Source organism: Alphaproteobacteria bacterium, assembly GCA_018063245.1.
Taxonomy (GTDB): Bacteria; Pseudomonadota; Alphaproteobacteria; order JAGPBS01; family JAGPBS01; genus JAGPBS01.
The window spans coordinates 25,806-47,643 of the sequence record JAGPBS010000003.1; the positions used below are offsets into that span (position 1 = coordinate 25,806).

General features: G+C 40.3%; 19 protein-coding genes and 1 tRNA gene. 12 read left to right on the forward strand and 8 right to left on the reverse strand.

Going from position 1 to position 21,838, the window contains the following annotated elements; all coding sequences use genetic code 11:
* Positions 1-6: 6 nt before the first annotated feature.
* The 5 genes from gcvH to xth all read left to right on the forward strand — a co-directional run bounded on the left by gcvH (position 7) and on the right by xth (position 4,797).
* Entirely contained in the window at positions 7-381 is a 375-nt protein-coding gene (gene gcvH / locus KBF71_00655) for a glycine cleavage system protein GcvH (GenBank protein ID MBP9876830.1), read from the forward strand.
* On the forward strand, positions 382-1,728 hold the full coding sequence (gene gcvPA, locus KBF71_00660) for an aminomethyl-transferring glycine dehydrogenase subunit GcvPA (protein ID MBP9876831.1): 1,347 nt from the start codon (positions 382-384) through the stop codon (positions 1,726-1,728).
* Positions 1,725-3,248, forward strand: a complete 1,524-nt coding sequence (gene gcvPB / locus KBF71_00665) for an aminomethyl-transferring glycine dehydrogenase subunit GcvPB (protein MBP9876832.1) — start codon at positions 1,725-1,727, stop codon at positions 3,246-3,248. Before gcvPA ends, gcvPB begins: the two co-directional genes overlap by 4 nt.
* A 103-nt stretch (positions 3,249-3,351) precedes the next feature.
* Positions 3,352-3,963, forward strand: coding sequence for a hypothetical protein (locus tag KBF71_00670; GenBank protein MBP9876833.1), 612 nt, complete (start codon positions 3,352-3,354; stop codon positions 3,961-3,963).
* A gap of 36 nt (positions 3,964-3,999) precedes the next feature.
* Positions 4,000-4,797: an exodeoxyribonuclease III gene (gene xth, locus KBF71_00675; GenBank protein ID MBP9876834.1), complete on the forward strand. Its 798-nt coding sequence runs from the start codon at positions 4,000-4,002 to the stop codon at positions 4,795-4,797.
* A 95-nt stretch (positions 4,798-4,892) separates the two neighbouring features.
* Here xth and KBF71_00680 read toward each other — a convergent pair.
* The 6 genes from KBF71_00680 to KBF71_00705 form a co-directional block, all read right to left on the reverse strand.
* A tRNA-Leu gene (locus KBF71_00680) sits at positions 4,893-4,979 on the reverse strand.
* 206 nt (positions 4,980-5,185) lie between these two features.
* Complete coding sequence (locus tag KBF71_00685; protein MBP9876835.1) at positions 5,186-6,196, reverse strand: HrpE/YscL family type III secretion apparatus protein; 1,011 nt, start codon at positions 6,194-6,196, stop codon at positions 5,186-5,188.
* Positions 6,175-6,912 carry a SctK family type III secretion system sorting platform protein gene (locus tag KBF71_00690; protein ID MBP9876836.1) on the reverse strand — a complete coding sequence of 246 codons (738 nt, stop codon included), beginning with the start codon at positions 6,910-6,912 and terminating at the stop codon, positions 6,175-6,177. The genes KBF71_00685 and KBF71_00690 overlap by 22 nt, the downstream gene beginning before the upstream one ends.
* Entirely contained in the window at positions 6,896-7,684 is a 789-nt protein-coding gene (gene sctJ, locus KBF71_00695; GenBank protein ID MBP9876837.1) for a type III secretion inner membrane ring lipoprotein SctJ, read from the reverse strand. The genes KBF71_00690 and sctJ overlap by 17 nt, the downstream gene beginning before the upstream one ends.
* Before the next feature lie 92 nt (positions 7,685-7,776).
* Positions 7,777-8,415: a hypothetical protein gene (locus KBF71_00700; protein MBP9876838.1), complete on the reverse strand. Its 639-nt coding sequence runs from the start codon at positions 8,413-8,415 to the stop codon at positions 7,777-7,779.
* Between the two features lie 48 nt (positions 8,416-8,463).
* The gene (locus KBF71_00705) at positions 8,464-8,850 is read right to left on the reverse strand and encodes a tetratricopeptide repeat protein (GenBank protein ID MBP9876839.1); all 387 of its coding nucleotides are present in this window, start codon (positions 8,848-8,850) and stop codon (positions 8,464-8,466) included.
* A gap of 146 nt (positions 8,851-8,996) precedes the next feature.
* On the opposite strand from KBF71_00705, the gene KBF71_00710 reads away from it, so the two are divergent.
* A complete protein-coding gene (locus tag KBF71_00710) occupies positions 8,997-12,131 on the forward strand; it encodes a hypothetical protein (GenBank protein MBP9876840.1) in 3,135 nt (1,044 codons plus the stop codon).
* A 10-nt stretch (positions 12,132-12,141) separates the two neighbouring features.
* On the forward strand, positions 12,142-12,450 hold the full coding sequence (locus KBF71_00715) for a hypothetical protein (GenBank protein ID MBP9876841.1): 309 nt from the start codon (positions 12,142-12,144) through the stop codon (positions 12,448-12,450).
* 15 nt (positions 12,451-12,465) lie between these two features.
* Here the strand turns inward: KBF71_00715 and KBF71_00720 are convergent, their stop codons facing one another.
* Both KBF71_00720 and KBF71_00725 read right to left on the reverse strand, forming a co-directional pair.
* A complete protein-coding gene (locus KBF71_00720; protein ID MBP9876842.1) occupies positions 12,466-13,473 on the reverse strand; it encodes an NAD(P)-dependent glycerol-3-phosphate dehydrogenase in 1,008 nt (335 codons plus the stop codon).
* Between the two features lie 73 nt (positions 13,474-13,546).
* Positions 13,547-13,696: a hypothetical protein gene (locus KBF71_00725; GenBank protein MBP9876843.1), complete on the reverse strand. Its 150-nt coding sequence runs from the start codon at positions 13,694-13,696 to the stop codon at positions 13,547-13,549.
* Positions 13,697-13,776: 80 nt separating this feature from the next.
* Between KBF71_00725 and KBF71_00730 the strand changes: the two genes are divergently transcribed.
* The 5 genes from KBF71_00730 (at position 13,777) to gyrB (ending at position 21,682) form a co-directional block, all read left to right on the forward strand.
* Complete coding sequence (locus KBF71_00730; GenBank protein MBP9876844.1) at positions 13,777-15,072, forward strand: putative O-glycosylation ligase, exosortase A system-associated; 1,296 nt, start codon at positions 13,777-13,779, stop codon at positions 15,070-15,072.
* A 74-nt stretch (positions 15,073-15,146) separates the two neighbouring features.
* Positions 15,147-16,553: an alkaline phosphatase family protein gene (locus KBF71_00735; GenBank protein ID MBP9876845.1), complete on the forward strand. Its 1,407-nt coding sequence runs from the start codon at positions 15,147-15,149 to the stop codon at positions 16,551-16,553.
* Positions 16,554-16,719: 166 nt separating this feature from the next.
* Positions 16,720-17,841 (forward strand): DNA polymerase III subunit beta, encoded by a 1,122-nt coding sequence (locus tag KBF71_00740; protein ID MBP9876846.1) that lies wholly within the window; start codon positions 16,720-16,722, stop codon positions 17,839-17,841.
* Between the two features lie 87 nt (positions 17,842-17,928).
* Positions 17,929-19,143, forward strand: coding sequence for a DNA replication/repair protein RecF (gene recF / locus KBF71_00745; GenBank protein ID MBP9876847.1), 1,215 nt, complete (start codon positions 17,929-17,931; stop codon positions 19,141-19,143).
* Positions 19,144-19,249: 106 nt separating this feature from the next.
* Positions 19,250-21,682 carry a DNA topoisomerase (ATP-hydrolyzing) subunit B gene (gene gyrB / locus KBF71_00750; GenBank protein MBP9876848.1) on the forward strand — a complete coding sequence of 811 codons (2,433 nt, stop codon included), beginning with the start codon at positions 19,250-19,252 and terminating at the stop codon, positions 21,680-21,682.
* Positions 21,683-21,838 lie beyond the last annotated feature (156 nt).

The following is a 21,838-nucleotide window of genomic DNA, read 5'->3' on the forward strand; positions in this document are numbered from 1 at the left end:
AAGAAAATGAAAAAATTTAGTAAAGACCATGAATGGATTATGGTTGAAGACAATCAGATTGCCAAGATTGGAATCACAGATTATGCCCAAAAGCAGCTGGGAGACATTGTTTTTGTTGACTTGCCTGCTTTAGGGAAAATAGTCTCAAAAGGATCAGAGGCAGCAGTGGTTGAATCTGTGAAAGCGGCAAGTGAGGTTTACGCGCCAATAGATGGAGAAATTATTCTTGTGAATGATAAGCTCACTGGCGATCCCGCACTCGTGAACAATAAAGCTGAATCTGATGGATGGTTTTTTAAACTTAAAATGACAGATGCTAGTCAATTGAATGAATTGATGGATGAGCAAGCTTATAAAGCCTATTTGAAAGACCTAGCATAGATGCGTTATCTTCCTTTAAATGAAACTGATAGAACCCAGATGTGCCATAAGGTGGGCGTGAAGTCCACTGATGATTTTTTTTCATTACTGCCTAAAGTGATATCAGATCAGCATTTTTTCTCTCTTCCAGAAGGGCGAGCAGAGTGGGATGTAGAAGCTCATTTAAAGACTTTAGCATCCAAAAATTTACCGTTAAGTGAATGTCCATCCTTTGTGGGAGGCGGGCTTTACAGACATCATATTCCGGCAGCTGTTGATTATCTCATTCAGCGTGGTGAATTTATGACGGCTTACACGCCCTATCAGCCAGAAATTAGTCAAGGGACTCTACAGGTTCTTTTTGAATTTCAGACACAAGTTGCGCGCTTGACAGGAATGGAAATTGCGAATGCATCCATGTATGAAGGGGCAACAGCTGCAGCTGAAGCGGTCATGATGGCAAGACGCATCAATAAAAAAGATCATGTTTTACTTTCTGGTGGGTTGCATCCACATTACCGTGATGTGATCCAAACATATCTCTCTTTACAAAATGGTCAGGTACAGTGTGCAATTCCTGATTTTTATCATCGTGAGAATCTGCTTGATGATATTACAGAAGCAACATCTTCTGTTGTGATCCAGTGTCCCTCCTTTTTTGGTTATATAACAGATCTCGCCAAAATATCACAGAAATGTAAGGAAAAAGGAGCATTGCTTATCCTTGTTTTCACAGAGCCTCTTGCTCTGGCTTTACTGCCATCTTTTGGTGAGATGGGGGCTGATATTGTGGTGGGTGAAGGCCAAAGCTTTGGGATAGGGCTTTCATTTGGAGGGCCTGGACTAGGTCTTTTTGCTACAAAAGCTGAGTATGTCCGTCAAATGCCTGGTCGATTATGTGGGCAAACAGTTGATGCAGAAGGAAGGCGAAGTTTTGTCTTAACCCTGACTGCTCGTGAACAACATATCAGACGGGAGAAGGCAACGAGCAATATTTGTACAAATGCAGGTCTTTGTGCTCTTGCTTTTTCGATTCATATGACTCTTTTGGGAGAATCAGGCATGCAAAAACTAGCACGTTTGAATCATGCCATGACGTCTGATTTTGAAGCAGGTTTGCGTGCTCATTTGCCAAAAGTGAAAATTCTCAATCAGAGCTATTTTAATGAATTTACGATTGAGCTGCCAATCTCGGCCAAATCATTTTGTGAAGAGATGGCTAAAAGAGGTGTTTTAGCGGGCATCCCTCTTAGTCGTTTTTATCCGCAGGCTGAGGCTCAAAAGATGCTTTTGGTATCGATAACTGAGTTAACAAGCCAAGGTGACCAGCAGGCCTTTTTTGATGACGCAAAGGAGGTCTTAAAATGAGTCAGATTGTCAAAATGCAATCGAGCGAACCTCAACTCGATTTGAAGAAAGCAAATTTAGAAGAGCCTTTGATTTTTGAGCTATCGATTCCTGGATCATCAGGGATTGATTGTGAGGATAGGTCTATTACAAATCAAAAGTTTGGAGGCTTGCCGATCAGAGAAAAAATCGGATTACCTGATGTTCCTGAGCCGCTTGCTGTGCGCCATTATACAAGATTATCTCAACAAAATTATGCGATTGACTCTGTTATGTATCCTTTGGGGTCATGTACAATGAAATATAATCCAAGGCTGAATGAAAAAATGGCTCGTTTGGAAGGCTTTGCACAATTGCATCCTTTGCAGGATGATTCCCAAACGCAAGGAGCTCTTGAACTTATCCATTTGTTGCAAGAGCATTTGCTCAATCTGACAGGTCTTGGAGCTGCTGTGATGTCACCCTCTGCGGGCGCTCATGGTGAGCTTTGCGGTATGATGGCAATTAAAGCTGCTTTAAAGGCGCGCGGTGAAGAGCATAGGCTTATTGTGCTTGTTCCAGAAAGCGCTCATGGGACAAATCCTGCAACAGCAATGGCTTGTGGGTTCCAGGTGATTTCGATTAAGGCGAATGAGAAAGGGCAAGTTGATCTAGCCGATTTTAAGGAGAAGTGTAGGCTTCATGCTCAAAATTTAGCAGGCATGATGCTGACCAATCCAAATACATGCGGTATTTTTGAGCAAGATATTGTGGTAATGGCAAAAGCAATCCATGAAGCAGGCGGGTATTTTTATGGAGATGGTGCCAATTTCAATGCGATTATGGGCCGCGTACGACCAGGTGATTTGGGGATTGATGTGTTGCATCTCAATTTACATAAGACTTTTTCAACGCCGCATGGGGGGGGCGGTCCAGGTGCAGGACCTGTGTTTCTGGCTGAGTCTTTAGCTCCTTATGCCCCTTATCCACGTATTGTAAAAAAATCTGATGGATCTTTTGCTCTTATTGAACAAGATATATCAGGCAATGACAGTCCAAATAGGCTTAGGTCTTTTGTTGGTCAAATGGGTATGTTTATCCGCGCTTATACTTACATCCTATCCCTTGGAATTGATGGCATCAGGCAGGCAAGTGGTGATGCTGTTTTGAATGCCAATTATGTGAAGGCATCGCTTGCAGATCTTTATAACGCACCATTTTCTGAGGGGACAATGCATGAGGTCCTGTTTGATGATTCTCTATTTGCAGCCCAGTCAGTCACAACGCTCGATATTGCAAAAGCTTTGATTGATGAAGGTTTTCACCCGATGACGATTTATTTTCCTCTTGTTGTGAAAGGCGCAATGCTTATTGAGCCAACGGAGACAGAGAGCAAAAAAACGCTAGATGCCTTCATTACAGCTATGCGAAAAATTGCACAATTGGCTCATGATGAAGGAGCTGCCTCATTTGCACATTTGCCTCAAAGAGCTCATAGAACAAGATTGGATGAAACACGTGCTGCGCGCGAGCCTATATTGGTTGATTCAAAAGTCAGATAGGATTTATTCAATATTTTTTTAAAAAAACAAAAAAAGAACTTTACAAGTACATTCTTATTCAGTACTCTTCCTTCAATAATAATAATATATAAATGGTATTTTATTGATAAAGAAAGGATACAAAATGCTAATTTGGGGTTGGACTACTAAAAATACTGGTCAAGTTGTAACAGACTGGGTTTGTTCACATTGTCAACAAGATGGGCTTGTTATGGTGACATTTCAAAGATTCTTTACATTATTCTTTGTGCCTGCAATTCCGTTAAATAAGACTCAGGCGCTTGTCTGTTGTGCTTGTTCAACGGAGTATAATCCAAAGGCGCTAGGGATAGAGACCAAAGATATGCCTGCAGCAAAAACACCTCTTTGGGGGTTCGCTGGCCCTATCATTCTCGTGCTCTTAATCGGATTGGGCATGATTTCTGGAGCTATAGATTCAAATAAGCAAGAACAATATTTGGCTTCTCCGCAAGCAAATGATGTCGTCATTTATAAGGATATGAGTGAGAAAAACACACCGTATGTTTGCCTGAAAATTCAAGAGGTAAAAGATGGTATTGTTATTTTTAAAGAGAGTCGTTATGCCTATTCGCATCTTAAGAGTGTGAGAGAGGTGGCGTTGAAACGTAATTCTGGAGAAGCATTCTTTGAAGACGTTTTTGAGATGCCAATATCCGATTTAAAACAATTGGATGTTGTATCGATTGAGCGTTAATATATAATGGGGGTCTATTGAAAGAGAGGCCCCCTTATGAAAATTGCCACATGGAATATAAACTCAGTTCGCTTGCGTGAAGAGTTGGTTTTAAAGTATTTTCAAGATCATCAGCCGGATGTGATTTGTTTACAAGAAACAAAAACAGTGAATGATTTGTTTCCACTTGCTGCTTTTCGAGAGCTTGGATTTCATTATGCTTATTTTGAAGGAATGAAGAGCTATAATGGCGTTGCCATCTTGAGTAAGATTCCATTCGATAATCCGCAGCTATATAATCATTGTGGTAAAACAGATTGTCGGCATATCAGTGTTCAACTTTTAAAACCATTCCCAATTGAGCTCCATTGTCTTTATATTCCGGCGGGTGGTGATATTCCGGATCCAGCTTTGAATGAGAAGTTTGCACATAAATTATCATTTTTGGATGAGTTGACCAAAGATCTTTCGCCTCAATCCAGTGAAAAGAAAATGATTCTCACGGGTGATTTTAATATTGCACCTTTAGAACATGACGTTTGGTCTCATAAGCAATTGAAGAATGTTGTGTCACATACTGAGATTGAAATTGAAAGATTAAATGCTTTTATGAACCGTGGATCTTTTATTGATTCCGCAAGGCACTTTATCCCAGCTCACCAAAAAGCCTATAGTTGGTGGAGTTATAGAACGCCAGATTGGGATGCGCCAGATAGAGGGCGCCGCTTAGATCATATTTGGGTATCTCCGCATTTAAAGGAGAATCTACGAGCTTATGATTCAATCCGCGAAGCGCGTGGTTGGGAGCCAAAGCCATCAGATCATGTGCCTGTGAGCTTGACTTTATCGTTTTGATCTGACGTTTCGTATTGCTTGGTACAATTAAAAATTCATCTCAGTTCTAATCTGGGATGAATTTTTTTTCATATAAGATAGAGAGATCAATTTTTTGGTGCGGTCGAGAAGACTCGAACTTCCACAGCATTTCTACCACAGCGACCTCAACGCTGCGCGTCTACCAATTCCGCCACGACCGCATCATATAAAACGCTTTTTACAAAGCTGACTTAGACAATACACCATTTTAAAATTCTACTGCTTCGCTCGTCGCTTATGTAGGTAAACTACACCGCGCTCCTCGCTCATAGTATAATTTTATCTTGTGTATTGTCTTTATTAATAGCGGAATCGTTATTAAAGATCAAGAGGAAAAGAGGCTCAAAAATCATTGGAAATGATTTTTTTAAGTGTCTTTCTTTTTTGTCGTTTTAGGCTTTGAAGCTGTTGCTTTTTTTGTGGTCGATTTGGACTTTGCTTTGGACGGAGCCTTTTTATTTTCAACGGGTATAGACTGAACTTTGATTTTGCTTTTGATGTTCATTTCTGGTTTTGGAATGGTTTTTTTCTTGACCTCTACAATTTCCGTTTTCTTTTTAGGTGGAGAGGTTTTAGAAGGCTTTGCTTTGGATGCTGTTGCCTTTGGAGCCTTTATTTTTGCAGGCGATTTTGATGTCTTTTTCACGGGTTCTTCTGAGGTTTTGACTGAAGAAGCTATAGTCTTTTTCTCATCCTGAGGGGCATCTTTGTAGATAGTAAACCCAGGAGGAAATGCGATTTTTGCATGAGGGATATCTTGATGACTGCCGAGACTCGCACGTAATGCTTTTTCAAGAATGCTGATTTGTTTTTGGAGGCTTGCATCGATAATGCCCATATCGCTATCGATGATACAACCATCTTTTGAGACGCGCACATCAGCTTCAACTTCGATAAAATTAACGCTTGGCGCTGATGAAGCGATTTCAGCAAAATGCTTTGTGAGCGCATCTTTTATATCAGGATGCACTCGGATGGTGACATGTTTTTGATTGCGTGCGATTTGTAATGCTGTTTTGACAACGCGTTTGACGATGTCAACTTGATCAAAGTCACTTAAGATTTTGCGTAAGGCGACCAAAACAACGTCCACAATTTTGACTTCAACTGTTTCAAAATAATTGATGGTGTCTGAAATTGTATCCATCATTTTTTCTGCAATAGCATCATTTCCATTCCGGAGCCCTTCATCATATCCGCGCTTTTTTTCATCTTGATAGGCTTGTTTGGCATCAACTTCAATCATGGTCGCCTTTTCATGAGCACGTTCAATAATCTCACGTGCTGAAATATAGGCTTTATATTCAGCTGATTTGATGATTTTTTTACCGAAAGGAAGTTTTAAGCCGACAGGCTCTATGAGAAGAGGGACGCCCATGGTGGATACCTTTCTTTGATGAGTTTACGAATAAAGAGATCAATCTTTGCCTGATCCAGAGAAGCGAGATAAGAAATGCTGTCAGCGCCTCCGAGTTTAGCGAAAGAAAATTTCGGGGGCATTTTCATTTCAAGTCTTTTACGCACAGCCTCAGATTCATTTTGAAACCAGTGATAAAGAAGATCTACACCTGTTTTTTCAACAATTGTAGACAGGGATTGATCAAGGGTAGGCTTTTGTGTGTATGAGTCTTGTGAGATTATCCAATTCATCATAAAAGGAAGACGTTTAAGACAGAAAGCATAAAGATCTTCTCCGACCGTATCTTTGATAAGCCTAATGTCTTTTCCGAGGATGATTTTATGAATCCAATGAGCATGAAGGGCGATCCCAATATATGAGATCAGATTGAGAATATAATCCCCTGGCAAAAGACAAAAGCGGCTCTGGAAGCTTGTTAGTTGCTCAATAAAGCTTTGATCTGCTTCAAAGTGCTTGAGGACAATATCATTTAAAGTCCCTTGCCCTCTTTTGGATTTCTTTAAAGCTTGGAATGTCTCATCGGATAAGTTATTGAGCTCAGGTATTTCTTGTTTCCAGCCTGTATCAAGATAATCAAATGGAGCAAAGTTTAATCCATAGAGGATAGCGAAATTCGGATTCTTCGACTTTAAGAAGGTGATGATTGCGCTATTTGCATTACTGTTTTGGATCATAGAAGTCATCTTCTGTATTATTGACCGTTTTTTTGCGCGTTGCTTGTAAGAAAATAAACAAGAGTGCGCCGACAACTAACAGTGTTGCAATCAGGGTGCTCATGATGTTTTTAATATCTCCAAAATGCATACCCATCGATTTTGAAGAGGTTGGCTGGTAGCTTTCAGCTGATTTACCATATTTAACATCAAGCGCAGGGAAAAGAACAACAGTCACTTTTTCATAAGTAAGTCCTTCAACTGAGTTTGCGACAAGGAGCTTAATTTGTGGGATTTGTGAATCTAATTCATAAGCGCGGTTGTACTTGATGAGTACTGATGCGGATGAAGGTTCTGTCGTTTGAGAGCTGACATTTGTGTCTGGGATTACCACGTTGACTCTGGCAACAACAACACCATCAATTTGTGAAATTGTTTCCGCTAATTGCTGTGACACACCATAAATGAAGCGAACTTTTTCTTCTGTTGGTGAAGAGATGAGGCCTTGCTTTGCGAAGAGAGTACCAAGGTCAGAATAGACTTGCTTTGGAAAGCCCTGTGATTGCAGAATGTCGAGAGCTTGAGCAATCTGACTGCTCTGGACCATCAGGTTTTTCATCGGAGATTTACTTCCGTCAACCTTGGTCGCTGAAATACCATTTTCAAGAAGCAAAACAAGCATTTCATTAGCATCATTCTCTGAAATATCTGTGTAAAGAACTACATTACAGCCTCCTAATAAAAGGAAGAGGCCAAAGAATGGTAGTTTTAGATAAGATTTCAAAGATTTCATGATTCTGGTTCCGAAGTGTTATGGTCGTGTTTGTACTCTATTATAGGGTTCAGCTGTTATAGAAACAATGATTTTATGAGTCTGCTCCTAGGCTACTGAGCCGCTAAGAATTGTTTGAGTGTTGCAATAATGCTGGCTTCTGTATTTGCAAAAATGGTTGTATAAACATTCATTGTTGCAATTGTCATTTGGCTTTGTATGACATCTTGTTGTGTAAATTGTCCCATTTCTTTTGAAGAAGTCGTATTTACAACAGAGGCCATTTCTTTATAGCTTTGTCTGAATTCTGAAAGTGAGTTGGCAAAGGCTTGAATCGGTTCAGGTAAGGTGGAGGCTTGTGCGCTCTCTGTTGGCAGAGGTTGTCCGGTTTGAAAAGATTGAATTGCAGCGCTACTCGGTGCCTTTTCTGGCGAATAGGCAGTTTTTTCATAGTCATTTTGGCGTTTGTGTGCTTTTGATGAGGCTTCTTCATTAAATGAAGCCTGTTGTGCTTTTGCTTGATTGGATTCAAAATTTAAAGCAGCTTGTTTTATGTTTTGAAAAATTTGTAATTCTTGTGGATTAAGCTGTATTTTGCCTTGAGCATTTTGATCGGCTAGCGATGTTGCGGTTGTCAGATGCTGATCAAATTTTGCTTGTAAATTTGGATTGATGTTTTGTATAGGTACGGAAGGTGCAAGGTCTGGCTGAAAAGCCTTTATTAAAGCAGGATCTATAATTTGTGCGGGCATGAGATAAGTCCTTTTTTCTTTATTATGATTTTTAAAGATTAAAAAATTCTATAAATTCTTAGAATTATCCCCGGCCAGGTAATTTTTAGCAATCATAACCCATTCTGGATTCTGTGATCTTACCATGATCTGTTCAAAAATTGTCTTTGCTTCATCTTTTTTTGCCTCAAAGTCGAGAGAAAAGGCAATCATGGCATCAATCTCATCTTCATGTTCCGGATGCTCTGCTTTCTTTTTCGCAAGTAATTGTTGCGCTTCTTGAGATTTTCCGGTTAGCATCAGAGTCATGGCGATCCCTATATCAGGGTATACAGAATCAGGTCTGACAGCGCGCATGCCCTCAAAAATCCGAAGAGCCGTTGCTACGTCGCCCTCTTCGGCAGCATAGAAGCCAATTTCATGAATTTTTCTTATAATTTCTGAAGGTATATCCATCTTTTTATCCTTTTTTAATAGGATAAAGGTAAATTGTTCATATGACAAGTTAGAATTATGCATCCGTCAAATATAAATGTATAATTTTCATAAAATATGATATACTAGCTTAAAGTGATATTGGTTCAGATCGATGGAGAAATCAGATGGTTGAGAGTTCGGGTCCAGTCACCCCTTCAGTAAATGTTCAGCCTGTTGCACAAACAGTCTCCAGTCAAGGTTCATCCGGAATGGAGCTTTTGGCGATCAAGGCCTCCTTTTCTTCTGGGGGCGAATTGTCAGGCCTTTTGACAACAGATCAACTGAATGCTTTGAGTGCTGAGTTGGATGCGTTAAATCAGGTCATTCAGAGTTCACCAATTCCAGACGTGGTCTTATCCGCTGCTTTGTCTCAGATCTATACTGAGGTTGAATCTTTAACAGTTAGTTCACCAAAGAGTGATGTGACAACAGTTTTAACTCAGACGCAGGCTTTGAGTAATTTTGAGACAACATTTGCATCTTTTACATCGAATCCAACACCAACGTCATTTGACGCATTGCTCGAGGCTGTCTCGAATTTTCCGCAAAACATGAGTCAAACAACATCATATCAGCAAATCGCAACGGCTTTTGCAACGCTATCACCGGATTTGCAAACATCCATGATGCAAGATATTACGAAAAAGTTTCAGTCAAATATTACAACTGAAGCCAAAAAATATGGTGGCTTTTTACTTTCAGGATTTGGAGGTTCTCTTGTCGCAGAAACGGGCAATAATATGCTCTCATATTTGCTCATGAAATTTAATGTCACTATGTCAAATTCAACGACAGTTGCGAGTTTGAAACAGGCGATTCAACAATATTCTGGACTCTCTTTAAGTGATGATCAAGTTGAGGATTATTTAAATAATACGTTGTTCCAAAACAATCTTGCAGCCTATGAACAAAATCCGAGCGTTACAACATTCATAGCAGCCTATAATTCATACCTAAGCTTGTCAGCAGAAGATCAACAAGCGGTTGGAAATACTTTTTATGCAGCTGTCTCTGGATCTAGTCAAGATACGCGGTATCGCGCTGCAGAAATGAGTTTGATTGCTTTTCATATCAATCCAACTCTTAGCAATTTTGAGGGGCTGATTTATTCAGATGGAGGTTTGTTTCAAGAGCCCGATGATATATCTTTATCCCAAGTTATTTTTACGGCGTTTTATCGTCTTCCTCTCAGCCAGCAAACATCTTTGATGGATAGTATTGTTTCTGATACATCAAAGACGCCCACAGTGAAACTCCAGGAGTTTGGTGCCTTTTTAGGGTCAAGCATATCGAATCAAACCATTGAACAGGCTTATTTGCAAATCATATACAGTGCAGCGCCTAATTTTGAAATTAAGTTTACAGATGTAAATATCAATTCAGCAACATCGCTTTCTGAGCTCCAAACAGCCTTGAATAAAATGCTCACAACGTTGAATTTGGCGCCTCTAACAGATACACAATTTAGCGATTTTACAAGCTATATTGTGACTCAAAACTACAATGCAGCAGCTGCTGCATTTAACAGTAAACCCTCTTTGAATTCATTTGTCGCTTTAGCAACGGCGATAAGTGATTTGCCAGCATCACAACAAGCAGGTTTTTATCAAGGCGTCGCAGATCAATTGTCAGCTTTAGGGCAAGCTAAACCTCCAACTGCTTTTAAATCAATTATGGATGGCTTGAACGCGCAAAAAGCAACATCTACTTTATTAAATACAACAAAAGCTGCTATTAAAAGCATTATTCAATTTGCAAAAGTCAATAAGACTGAAGGAGCCTTTGCGTCAAATCCAAGTCAAGAAACCTTGACGGATGCTTTGACAGCGATCTCTAAGTTGCCTGCTGCAGATCAAGCAGGTAAGTATACTGAGCTTGAAAGTCAATTCTCATCATTGCCTGCATCGACGCAAGCAAGTTTAGTTTCAGGGATCGTGACTTACTTTGGCAATTCAACCACAACGAATGCAGACAAAGCTGTCTATTATCCGATGACAAGCTTTATTTATCAATCTTATATGGTCGCGAATTTTACATCAAATCCGTCTGTTCAAACTCTATTTGATGCAAGTAATTGGGTGAGCCTATTAGATCCAGCAACGCAAGATGCGGCGTATCAGACGATTGCAACAGACTTTTTGATGCTGCCAACAGCAACGCAAGCAACTATTACAGCGAGTATACAGGCTGGTCTTGAAGATGGAAGTATTACGCAAGCAGCGATCGATGGTTTTAATAAGGCTTTAGCTGCAATGGCACCATCAGACACTGAACTGTCCGATTTATTAAATCAATTAACGTCAGAAGAAACGCAGATATTCAATGAATATCAAAAAGAGCTCACTGCAGGTACTTTTTCAATTCAAGCAAACAATTTTTCTGCTATAGATCAGCTTAATAAAATCGCCCAATCATTAGGTTATTCTACGCCTCTTACAACAGATCAAATCAATGATTTAATGCCTTATGTAACAGATGCAACTCAAAAACAACTTCAATCAATGGCATCTTCAATTCAAGTCCAAGATCAACAGAGTAGCGCAATAGCTTCGCTTGCAGGCGTGAGTATTTTATATGCGATCGCGGCAGCAATGGTTGGTCTTTTGAAGAATGAACAAGATAAGCTTGATCAGGACAATGCTCTGTTTGTTGTTGCTCAAGATAAAGTTACAGCTATGAACAATGTGTCGAACTATTATTTGACAGATATTGAAGCCGGGAAATCAATTTCTCCTGAGAAATTTCAACTCTCTATTATTGCAGCTTACAATCCTGATGCTCTCGATGGGATCAATGCAAATCTGGCAAATCTGTCCCCACCAGAAGGTGTTGGTGATATCATTAATAAAATTCAAGGTGGGATCCCCTTGTCAGCAGATGAGAACACAATATTGGACCAAGGTTATCAAGCTGTTTTGTCTTCAAATTCGAGTATCGCGAGTGATTGGGCTGGTGCTGTTGATGTCGCAACTGTTCAAGCCAGTAAACCAGATTTGAAATTTGATACATCGACCTGGACTTATGATACAGGAACGACTCCTCCCACATTGACATCGCCCACAAGTCTTGCGACAACCTTTAATAACATGGCGACAGATATCACAACAAATATAACCTCTGTCTCAAATATCATTACGCAACAATTGCAAGCCCAAATTAGTGAGGACACTCAAGAGCTTAACACAGTTATCACCACAGCAAATACACTGATCCAGCAATATGGACAATCATTGCTAACTGATGCTCAAAATATAAAATAAGGATGATGGAATGGTTCGTAGTATAAAAAATGAAAAAGATCTTTTACAGAATCAGATTGAGAAATTAAAAGAGCTTCTGAAAAAAGAATTGCAGAAACCTAATCTAAAGGCTGCACAAAGAGATGCAAAGTCAAAGTTGACGCCAGAGGAGCAAAGTATCATTGAAGAGAAAGTCACAAAGATTGTTGGCATTATTCAAGGCTCGGTTGAGCGCAAGAAACGAGAAATTGAAACAGCTGAATTTATGTCTCACACAAAAGAGGGTAAAGCATCTTCAAGTGTTAAAACAAAAAAGTCATTCAGAACCGGACGCGTTTAGATAAGAGGGATACTTTTAATAGAGGATTTCTTCTTTAATCGGACGTGATAAAAGGCCATTGAGCGTTTGGTCAATAGATGCTCCTTTAATCAGGACTTCATAGAGAGCCTCACAGGTTGGCATGTCAAGCTCGGGGTATTTTGCTTTAAGGGCAGGTATCGCTTCAACCGTTTTGAGCCCTTCACAAACGGTTTTTTTGTCCTGGATATAGTCAGCAAGACTTTGTCCTTGTCCCAAAGCATAGCCTAAAGACATGTTCCGAGATTCAAGACTATTGCAAGTGAGAGTCAAATCTCCGATACCAGCAAGACCCATAAGACTTTGGGGTTTTCCTCCCATTATATGACTTAATTGTGCCATCTCATTAAGGCCCCTGGTGATGAGAGCGGCACGGGCATTGTCTCCCCATTTTTTACCAAGAATGATACCGCAGCCAATAGCGATAATATTTTTAATGGCGCCTCCTATTTGAGCGCCGATGATGTCATCAGACCAGTAAGGTCTAAAAGTTTTTGTGGCAAATTCTTTACAGAATTCAAGGCCCTTTTTGTTGTCAGCATAAGCAAAAGTAAGTGCTGTGGGTAAATTAAGAGCAACGTCTCTGGCAAAGCTAGGGCCGGAGAGGATTGCAAGATTTGCATTTGGATTGATATCGTGAAGAAGTTCAGATGGTAATTTTGCGCTTTTGATATCAACGCCTTTTGAACAAATAACGATGAGTGTTTTAGGATCAATAAATTGATAGAGTTCTTTACTGATGGTGCTAATGTGTTGTGTTGGGCACACGAGAAGCAAAGTTGTAAAGTCTTCAAAATCTGCAAAAGAAGAGGTGGCTTTTATTCGAGGTGATAATTTATGATCTTGAAGATAGGTTTTATTTTCATGATTTTGATTGATTTGATCACGAACGTCGGTTTCAAAAGACCAGATCAGGATTTCAAATCCGGCGCGTTCAAAGGCGATTGCAAGGGCGCATCCCCAGGCGCCTGCGCCAATAATGCCTATTTTCTGTGTTTTGGTCATAAAGTTTTATCCATACGCATTTGATGATGAATACCACTTTAGAAAGAGGCGTCTTGAAAGGCAAGTGAAAAAGTTACTTGTTTTCGGAGTGTTGTGATTTTTCGTCTTTCATCCCAAGAAAGCCCTTCGTGGGATTGTTTTCATCGCTTTTATTGAGGATGTACCATCTGATGATGACAAAAATTGCTATCATTGCAGATAAAAATAAAATATTTTCAATCATAGGCGGCTCCTTTAAAGACTATGTTAAGAAGGGTGTCTTACGATGGTTCTCGAAAACAGTATAAAATGGATTTGTAAAGAATGAGAGATCTTTTCTTCGTCATTTTTGTAGGGGCATTATTGCCAGGTATTTTTTTACACCCTTTCACAGGGGTTTTAATGTATGTTTGGTTTTCTCTGATGAATCCGCATCAATTGACATGGGGCTTTGCTCAATCTATTCCAACAGCCTTTATTATTGCTTTGATGACCATGGTCGCATTTTTTCTTGATAAAAAAAGGTCTCTGCCAAAATCTCCTATTTTTGTTTTGATCTGTTGCTTTATGGTGACATTGACAATTTCAGCCATTTTCTCATTAACGCCAGAGATCTCATGGGATCTGTGGAATCGTTATATGAAGACACTCTTTTTTTGTTTGCTTGCCTTTATCATGATGACAACAAAACTGAGGGTGCAGGCTCTTGTTTGGGTAGCCATTGTATCTCTGGGGTATTTTGGTATTAAAGGTGGTGCCTTTTCGATTAACACATTAGGGCAGTACCGTTTCCAGGGCCCGGATGGTACTCAGATAGGCGATAATAACCATATGGCCTTGGCGCTTCTTATGACACTTCCTTTGATGAATTATTTACGTCTCACAACAAAGAATAAACTGGCGCAATATGTATTGTTGCTCTCGATGTGTTTAACTTTTTTGGCGGTGCTGACAACTTATTCTCGCGGCGGGATGATCGGTCTTGCTGCAGTGACCATTTTTCTGTGGTTTAAGAGTAAGCATAAAATGAGAAGTCTCTTATTTTTAAGTGTTCTAGCGATTGCGGCCCTGTCATTTATGCCGGATAAATTCTTTAATCGAGCTGATACGATTCAAACGGCTGAGAAAGATGATTCATTTCGTGGGCGCCTTGATGCTTGGCACTATGCTTGGAATGTTGCCCTTAGCAGGCCGATGACTGGTGGGGGGATTTCATCGACGATTGTTCCTTATATATTCCAAAAATATAATCAGGAGAGTAAAGTTACTCAAGGTGGTCGTGCAGCCCATAGTATTTATTTTCAGGTTCTGGGAGATCAAGGCTTTATTGGTCTCTTTATTTTTTTATCAATGATCACTATCTCTTGGTTCAATGGTTCTTGGCTTATCAAGAATACAAGAGGTCTTGCAGGTCATCTCTGGGTCCAGGAGCTTTCAAAAATGCTTCAGGTGGGGGTAATTGCTTATATTGTTGCCGGAGCGGCTCTTTCAATGGCTTATTATGATTTGTTTTATATTTACGCAATTATCCTTGCGCGCCTAAGGTTGATGGTGCAGGAAGTAATTGTCAATAATCGAATACAAGGCTTACCCTCTATCGCTCAGGTGATATCGAGATGAATTATAAATGTTTTTTGATCTAACAAAGAATTAATTTTTCTATGATAAAATAATCAACAAAGAGGAGACTGAGAATGAATAAAACTAAGCGTTTGATTGTCGTTGAATTTAATGAGCTTTGCCCATCTTTATTGCAGAGATGGATGGGGGAAGGCATATTGCCGAATTTCAAAAAGTTTTATGATCATTCCATTTCATATGTGACTGAGGCTGACTCAGATCCGCCGCATCTAGAGCCGTGGGTGCAATGGTATTCATTACATACAGGCTTAGATTTTGAACAGCACCAAGTAAAAAATCTAACAGATGGTCCTCGAGCAAAGTTTCCTGACATCTGGTCTGTTCTTCATAAAAATGGCAAGACGGCCTCGAGCTGTTCAAGTATGAATGTTAAGGGGTTTGAAAATGAGGGGTCATTTTTCATCCCAGATCCATGGTCGACAACGGAAAAAGCATATCCTGAAAAGCTCAATAAATTATATAGGTTTGTTTCAAATAGAGTTCAAGAATATTCAAATAAGTCAAACAAGCCAAGCTTTACTGAGTCGCTCGGGTTTTTGTTTTTTTGTCTGACCCATGGTTTAAAAATATCTACATTGTTCAAAATTGCGTTTCTCCTCTTTGAGGAGAAAGTTGTTAATCCTGGGATGGCTTGGAAAAAAGCGGTTGTGTTAGATTGGATATTAACAGATATTTTTAAATATTTTTGGAAGAAAACAAAGCCTGAGTTCGCGACCTTTTTCTTAAATAGTACAGCGCATTTCCAGCACGGCTATTGGAGATATTTTGAACCTGAAAAATTCGAAGTTAAGCCTTCAAAGACTGATGTGGATAGGTATCAAGGTGCCATTAAGTTTGGATATTGTAATATGGATATAACATTGGGCAAGCTATTAGAGTTGGAAGATGAGAATACGACTTTTATTTTCGCCACGGCTTTGAGTCAGCAACCGTTCTTAAAATATGAGGGGATTGGTGGTCAGCATTTTTATAGGCCGTATGATATTGCAAAATTTTTAAATCATATAGGTGTTGCCTATGAGAATTGTCAGCCAGTGATGACTCATCAATTTATATTGCACTTCGAGACCTCAGAGAAACGTCAAAATGCAATGGAAATTCTAACGTCACTTCATGCTGGAGAGCAACCTGTCATGAATGTTATAGAAAACGTAGGCAATTCACTTTATATTGGTTGTCAGTTGCGTCAGGAAATGCCTGAGGATCTATTGATCTGTTTTAAAGGTCTGGCCTCTAAAAATGAAAGTTTTTTTGATTGGTTTTATGAGATTGAGGAAATTAAGAGCGGCTGTCATCATAAAGATGGGGCTCTTTGGTTTAGAATCGGTAAGAAAAAAGAAGTTTCGTCTAAAATACCTCTTCGTGATATATTCCCAACTATATTGGACATGCTGGATGTTGATTATAAGCCGTCAGAGGGGCATCCTTTCAAAGGTCAGAGTTTAATGAAGAGTTGGTGAATTGCAAATTGAATCGCCCTCTCCCTAAGGGGATTTTAGATTCTTTTACTTTGTGATTGATTTTTCTTCCAAGCTGTTTAAAAATAACGTATCTTTGTTATGGCTAAAGGGCTATATAGAAAACATACATTCAGGTCTTCACATTTAACAACAGCTGTAGGTTATCATGAAATTAACAATCGAACGCGCAGCTCTCGTCAGAGCTCTCGGACATATTCAAAGTATCGTTGAAAAACGGAACACCATTCCAATCCTCTCAAATGTGCTCATCAGAGCAACGGAAGGTGCTGTGCAATTCATCGCAACGGATATGGAAATTGAAGTGATCGAAACCGCCCCAGGGCAGGTCGAACGCGAAGGAAGTGTTACAACTTCAGCTATTAAGCTCTATGAAATTTCAAAAAAGTTACCAGATGGTGCGCAAATTCAGTTGATCCAACCAGAAGGCGAGATGATTCTTCAGGTTAAGTCAGCCAAATCCAATTTCAAACTAGGGTGCCTTCCTGTCTCCGATTTTCCATTGATGCCAGTTGAGCAAAGTGAACGTCAGCTTGATATTCCATCGCAGGGGCTCAAAAACCTTATTGATGCGACTAAATTCTCAATGTCAAATGAAGAAACACGCTTCTATTTGAACGGCATCTATTTCCATACCTTGCTTGATGATAATGGAAAGAAAATTTTAAGAGCTGTCGCAACCGATGGTCACCGTCTGGCGCAATCAGATATCGCTCTTGAGAATCAAGATCTTGATGTTCCTGGCATTATACTGCCTCGTAAAACGGTCAATGAGCTTTGCAAGCTGATTGATAATGCAGCTGATGTTGTTCATGTTGGCCTGTCTGGGACTAAAATTCAGTTCTCATTCGATACGATTGAACTCAAATCAAAATTGATTGATGGATCCTTCCCTGATTATGAGCGCGTGATTCCAAAGGAAAATTTCAAAAAATTACGTGTCAATACAGATCTCTTTGCAAAGGCCGTTGACCGTGTGGCAACCCTTTCAAATGAGAAATCACGTGCCATTAAACTTGATATTCGTCCAGGACAAATGATCCTCTCAGCAACCAGTGCAGACTCAGGTAGTGCTGTTGAAGAGCTTGATGTTGAGTATCAGGAAAACGAGATGGCTGTTGGTTTTAACGCAAAATATGTTCTTGATGTCGCACAGCAAATGCGCGGTAAAGAAATTCAGCTCGATTTTTCAGAGCCTTCTGCACCAACCATTCTACGTGAAATTCAGGACGGAAAATCTCTTTATGTTCTTATGCCCATGAAGGTGTGAGTTTAATTCTTCTAACTTTCTATGAAATGGGCCTGTAAATATGGCCCATTTTCTTTTCTTCTTTGGTAATTCTAGGTAATTTCCCTGATGGCGACTTCTTCCTTATTCATTCAACATTTGCATCTGCATCAATTTCGATCGTATCCCGCGCTTCATCTTGATGTTAATGATCAGATTGTCGTTTTGGCTGGGCCAAATGGAGCAGGGAAAACCAATGTGCTCGAAGCTCTATCGCTCTTAACGCCGATGGGCGGCTTTCGTAAGGCGAGCCTTGAAGATTATAGTCATGTGGCAAATGGGTCTTTTGAGGCTGATATTGCTCCCAAGGGCTGGGCAATCAATGCTCATTTCGAGACCATTTACGGATCGCAAAAGGTACAGGCTGCATTGGTGAGACGTCAGGATGAAGCTTCAGAGGGCGATGACCTTGATGATGAAGATACGGATGTGAATGGCCGTAAAAGATCAAGTCGCGCCTTTAAGGTGAATGGAAGGCCTCTGAAGACGTCAGCTGAATTTGCATCCTATATTCATATGATTTGGCTTACCCCGCAAATGGACAGGATATTTATTGATCAGGCTCAATATCGTCGGCGTTTTTTCGACCTTCTTGTCAGTAACTTCGATCCCCAATTTTCAGGTCTTTTAACGAAATATAGCCGCCTCTTGCGTGATCGCGCGAAGCTCTTGAGAGAGCGGCATCCTGATATGCGCTGGATTCGTGTCATCGAAGAGCAGATTGTACAAATTGGCGTTGCTTTGTCGGCGGCGCGTCTTGATTTTTTAAGGTGCTTTGAGCCTTATCTGCGCCATGCTTCAGAGTCCTTCGCATCGCCTCTTATTTCAATTAGCAATTGGGTTGAAGAGTCTCTCTTAGTGAGCCCTGCGATTAAGGTTGAGGCTGAGTGGTTATCTAAGCTCGAGAAGTCAAGGGCGATTGATATGGAAACAGGCGGTGCTCAAGTGGGCTCCCACAAAATGGATTTGGCGGTTTTTCATCCGGATAAAAAAATACCGGCAAAACATTGCTCCACGGGTGAGCAAAAATCATTCTTAATATCAATGATTTTGGCAGAGGCAAAAATGCTTAAAGCCGAAAAAGGCATAGAGCCTATTTTGCTTCTTGATGAAGTTGCTGCGCATCTTGATGAGCATAAGAAAAGAGCTCTTTTCGAGGAGATACTAAAAACAGGGGCGCAAACATGGATAACAACCACAGAACACAATCTCTTTAGTGCTTTTCAGGAAAAACTATGCTACTATAATGTCCTACCTGGGACAATTACGAAAATGCTCGTATAATCCGCAGAAATATTTTAAAATGTGAGTCAGAATAATGTCAGAGCAAGCACTTAAAAAAGAGATGGATAATTTGACCAATCAGAATGAAGAAATAAATCCTGAAAAAATGACTCAGGAATATGATGCTGAATCAATTAAAGTTTTAAAAGGTCTTGATGCTGTTCGTAAAAGGCCTGGCATGTACATTGGTGATACTGATGATGGATCAGGGCTTCACCATATGGTTTATGAAGTTGTTGATAATGCAATCGATGAATCTTTAGCGGGGCATTGTGATCATGTTGATGTGGTCCTGAATTCTGATGGATCGGTGACAGTGCGTGATAATGGGCGCGGTATCCCAGTTGATATGCACTCAGAAGGTGTTTCTGCTGCTGAAGTCATTATGACTCAGTTACATGCAGGTGGTAAGTTTGACCAGAATTCTTATAAAGTATCTGGCGGTCTACATGGCGTGGGTGTTTCTGTTGTAAATGCTCTTTCTGAGCGCCTCGATCTTAAAATTAAGCGTAACGGTAAATTGTGGTTTATGCGGTTCCGTCATGGTGTTGCAGAAGCCCCTTTGAAAGCAATTGATGATGTTCCGGCAACTGAAACAGGAACAGAAGTTACTTTTTTGCCATCAACAGAAACTTTTACACAGACAGAGTTTGACTTTTCTAGGCTTGAGCATCGTTTACGGGAATTAGCTTTTTTGAATTCTGGCGTCCGCTTGATTCTCTGCGATGGCAGAATGCCAGAGGAGAAAAAGACTGATCTTCAATATCAAGGAGGCCTTGAGGCTTTTGTTGAATGGCTGGATAGAGCAAAAACAGCTCTTCACAAACCATCAATTTCTATGTTAAAGAAACAAGATGATATTACTGTTGCAGCAGCGATGCAATGGACAGACAGTTATCATGAGAATGTTCTTTGCTTTACAAATAATATTCCGCAAAGGGATGGCGGAACGCACTTAGCTGGCTTTAGAGGTGCATTGACACGTGTTGTGAACCAGTATGCAGAAACATCTGGCATGCTCAAGAAAGAAAAAATCGCAATTACAGGTGAAGATATTCGTGAGGGAATTACGTGCGTTTTATCAGTGAAAGTGCCTGATCCAAAATTCTCATCTCAAACAAAAGATAAGCTTGTGTCATCAGAGGTCCGTCCTGCTGTTGAATCTGCGATCAATGCAGCACTGTCAGAGTGGTTTGAAGAGCATCCAACTGAAGCTAAAAAAATTGTCCAGAAAGTATGTGAAGCTGCAGCTGCCAGAGAAGCTGCGCGTAAAGCAAGAGAGCTGACCCGTCGTAAAGGCGCGCTTGATTTTACATCATTGCCTGGAAAACTGGCAGATTGCCAAGAAAGAGATCCCGCCAAATCTGAATTGTTCCTCGTTGAGGGAGATTCTGCGGGTGGCTCAGCAAAGCAAGGCCGTTCACGTCAATTCCAAGCAATTTTGCCTTTGCGTGGTAAGATCTTGAACGTTGAGAGAGCACGTTTTGATAAAATGCTCTCATCACAAGAAATTGGAACGCTCATTACAGCTTTAGGGACCAGCATTGGTCATGAAGAATTTAATCTTGAGAAATTGCGTTATCATAAAATCATTATCATGACCGATGCTGACGTCGATGGTAGCCACATCAGAACGCTGCTATTGACATTTTTCTATCGTCAAATGCCTCAGTTGATTGAGCAAGGTAACCTTTACATTGCTCAGCCGCCTCTATATAAAATTAAACGTGGCACCGCCAAAGAACGCTATTTGAAAAATGATAGAGCTCTCGAGAATTATTTAATTGAGCAAGGAACAGCTGATGTCACTCTTGAATTTAATAATGGTCAAGTGCTTGATAGCGAGACTTTGCGTCAGTATGCAGAAAGTGCGCGTCAGTTAAAACCTCATCTTGAAAAATTAGCTCAAAGAGTTGGTGATGTAGACTTAACAGAGATGGCTCTTCTGCATGGCATTTTAACGCCAGATATGTTTGAACAGGGTGATGAAGCGACTAAAAAAGCTTCTTTAGAAGAGTTTGTTAAATTCTTACAAGAAAAAGAGCAGTCTCTTTATGGCATTCATGCAGGAGCATGGAAGGCAGATTATGAACTTGATCGTGGGTTTATTTTGTCTTTGACCAAAAGAAGCGTAACGAGCGTTTTCAAGATCAATCGCGATATTGTAAATTCACTTGAATCACGCCGTATTTATGCACTGAAATCAAATGTGTCAATTTATAAAAATGCAGTTGGACGTTTGCTCTATCGTGGCAAGGAACAGGCTTTGATTTCAGGGCCCATGAGTCTTTATGAAGCCATTATTGTGATTGGCAGACAAGGCGTGAATATTCAGCGCTATAAAGGTCTTGGTGAGATGAATGCTGAACAACTTTGGGATACAACATTAAATCCTGAGAATCGTGTTCTCTTGAAGGTCCAAGTGAATCACACGGATAAGGCTGATGAGATCTTCTCAACCCTCATGGGTGATGTTGTTGAGCCGCGTCGTGACTTTATTCAGGGTAATGCGCTAAAGGTGTCGAACTTAGACGTGTAATCAATAAGACTGCTGTGAAAATCTAATCCGCGTCACTCAGAGGGCCTGAAGGGCCCGTGGAGTCTCTGCAGCTTCTCAACAAAATTGTGCTAGTTGTTGATTACATAAGATTCCACGTCGCCTTGCGGTGACTCTGAATGACGGAAGAAAGTCGTA

Excerpts from the sequence above, each read along its gene's own strand:
- sctJ (MBP9876837.1), bottom strand. The coding sequence starts at position 7,684 with ATGAAATCTTTGAAATCTTATCTAAAACTACCATTCTTTGGCCTCTTC.
- KBF71_00715 (MBP9876841.1), top strand. The coding sequence starts at position 12,142 with ATGGTTCGTAGTATAAAAAATGAAAAAGATCTTTTACAGAATCAGATT.
- KBF71_00725 (MBP9876843.1), bottom strand. The coding sequence starts at position 13,696 with ATGATTGAAAATATTTTATTTTTATCTGCAATGATAGCAATTTTTGTC.
- gcvH (MBP9876830.1), top strand. The coding sequence starts at position 7 with ATGAAAAAATTTAGTAAAGACCATGAATGGATTATGGTTGAAGACAAT.
- KBF71_00735 (MBP9876845.1), top strand. The coding sequence starts at position 15,147 with ATGAATAAAACTAAGCGTTTGATTGTCGTTGAATTTAATGAGCTTTGC.
- gcvPA (MBP9876831.1), top strand. The coding sequence starts at position 382 with ATGCGTTATCTTCCTTTAAATGAAACTGATAGAACCCAGATGTGCCAT.
- KBF71_00690 (MBP9876836.1), bottom strand. The coding sequence starts at position 6,912 with ATGATCCAAAACAGTAATGCAAATAGCGCAATCATCACCTTCTTAAAG.
- KBF71_00710 (MBP9876840.1), top strand. The coding sequence starts at position 8,997 with ATGGTTGAGAGTTCGGGTCCAGTCACCCCTTCAGTAAATGTTCAGCCT.
- KBF71_00730 (MBP9876844.1), top strand. The coding sequence starts at position 13,777 with ATGAGAGATCTTTTCTTCGTCATTTTTGTAGGGGCATTATTGCCAGGT.
- xth (MBP9876834.1), top strand. The coding sequence starts at position 4,000 with ATGAAAATTGCCACATGGAATATAAACTCAGTTCGCTTGCGTGAAGAG.
- KBF71_00700 (MBP9876838.1), bottom strand. The coding sequence starts at position 8,415 with ATGCCCGCACAAATTATAGATCCTGCTTTAATAAAGGCTTTTCAGCCA.
- recF (MBP9876847.1), top strand. The coding sequence starts at position 17,929 with ATGGCGACTTCTTCCTTATTCATTCAACATTTGCATCTGCATCAATTT.
- KBF71_00720 (MBP9876842.1), bottom strand. The coding sequence starts at position 13,473 with ATGACCAAAACACAGAAAATAGGCATTATTGGCGCAGGCGCCTGGGGA.
- KBF71_00705 (MBP9876839.1), bottom strand. The coding sequence starts at position 8,850 with ATGGATATACCTTCAGAAATTATAAGAAAAATTCATGAAATTGGCTTC.
- gcvPB (MBP9876832.1), top strand. The coding sequence starts at position 1,725 with ATGAGTCAGATTGTCAAAATGCAATCGAGCGAACCTCAACTCGATTTG.
- KBF71_00685 (MBP9876835.1), bottom strand. The coding sequence starts at position 6,196 with ATGGGCGTCCCTCTTCTCATAGAGCCTGTCGGCTTAAAACTTCCTTTC.
- gyrB (MBP9876848.1), top strand. The coding sequence starts at position 19,250 with ATGACTCAGGAATATGATGCTGAATCAATTAAAGTTTTAAAAGGTCTT.
- KBF71_00740 (MBP9876846.1), top strand. The coding sequence starts at position 16,720 with ATGAAATTAACAATCGAACGCGCAGCTCTCGTCAGAGCTCTCGGACAT.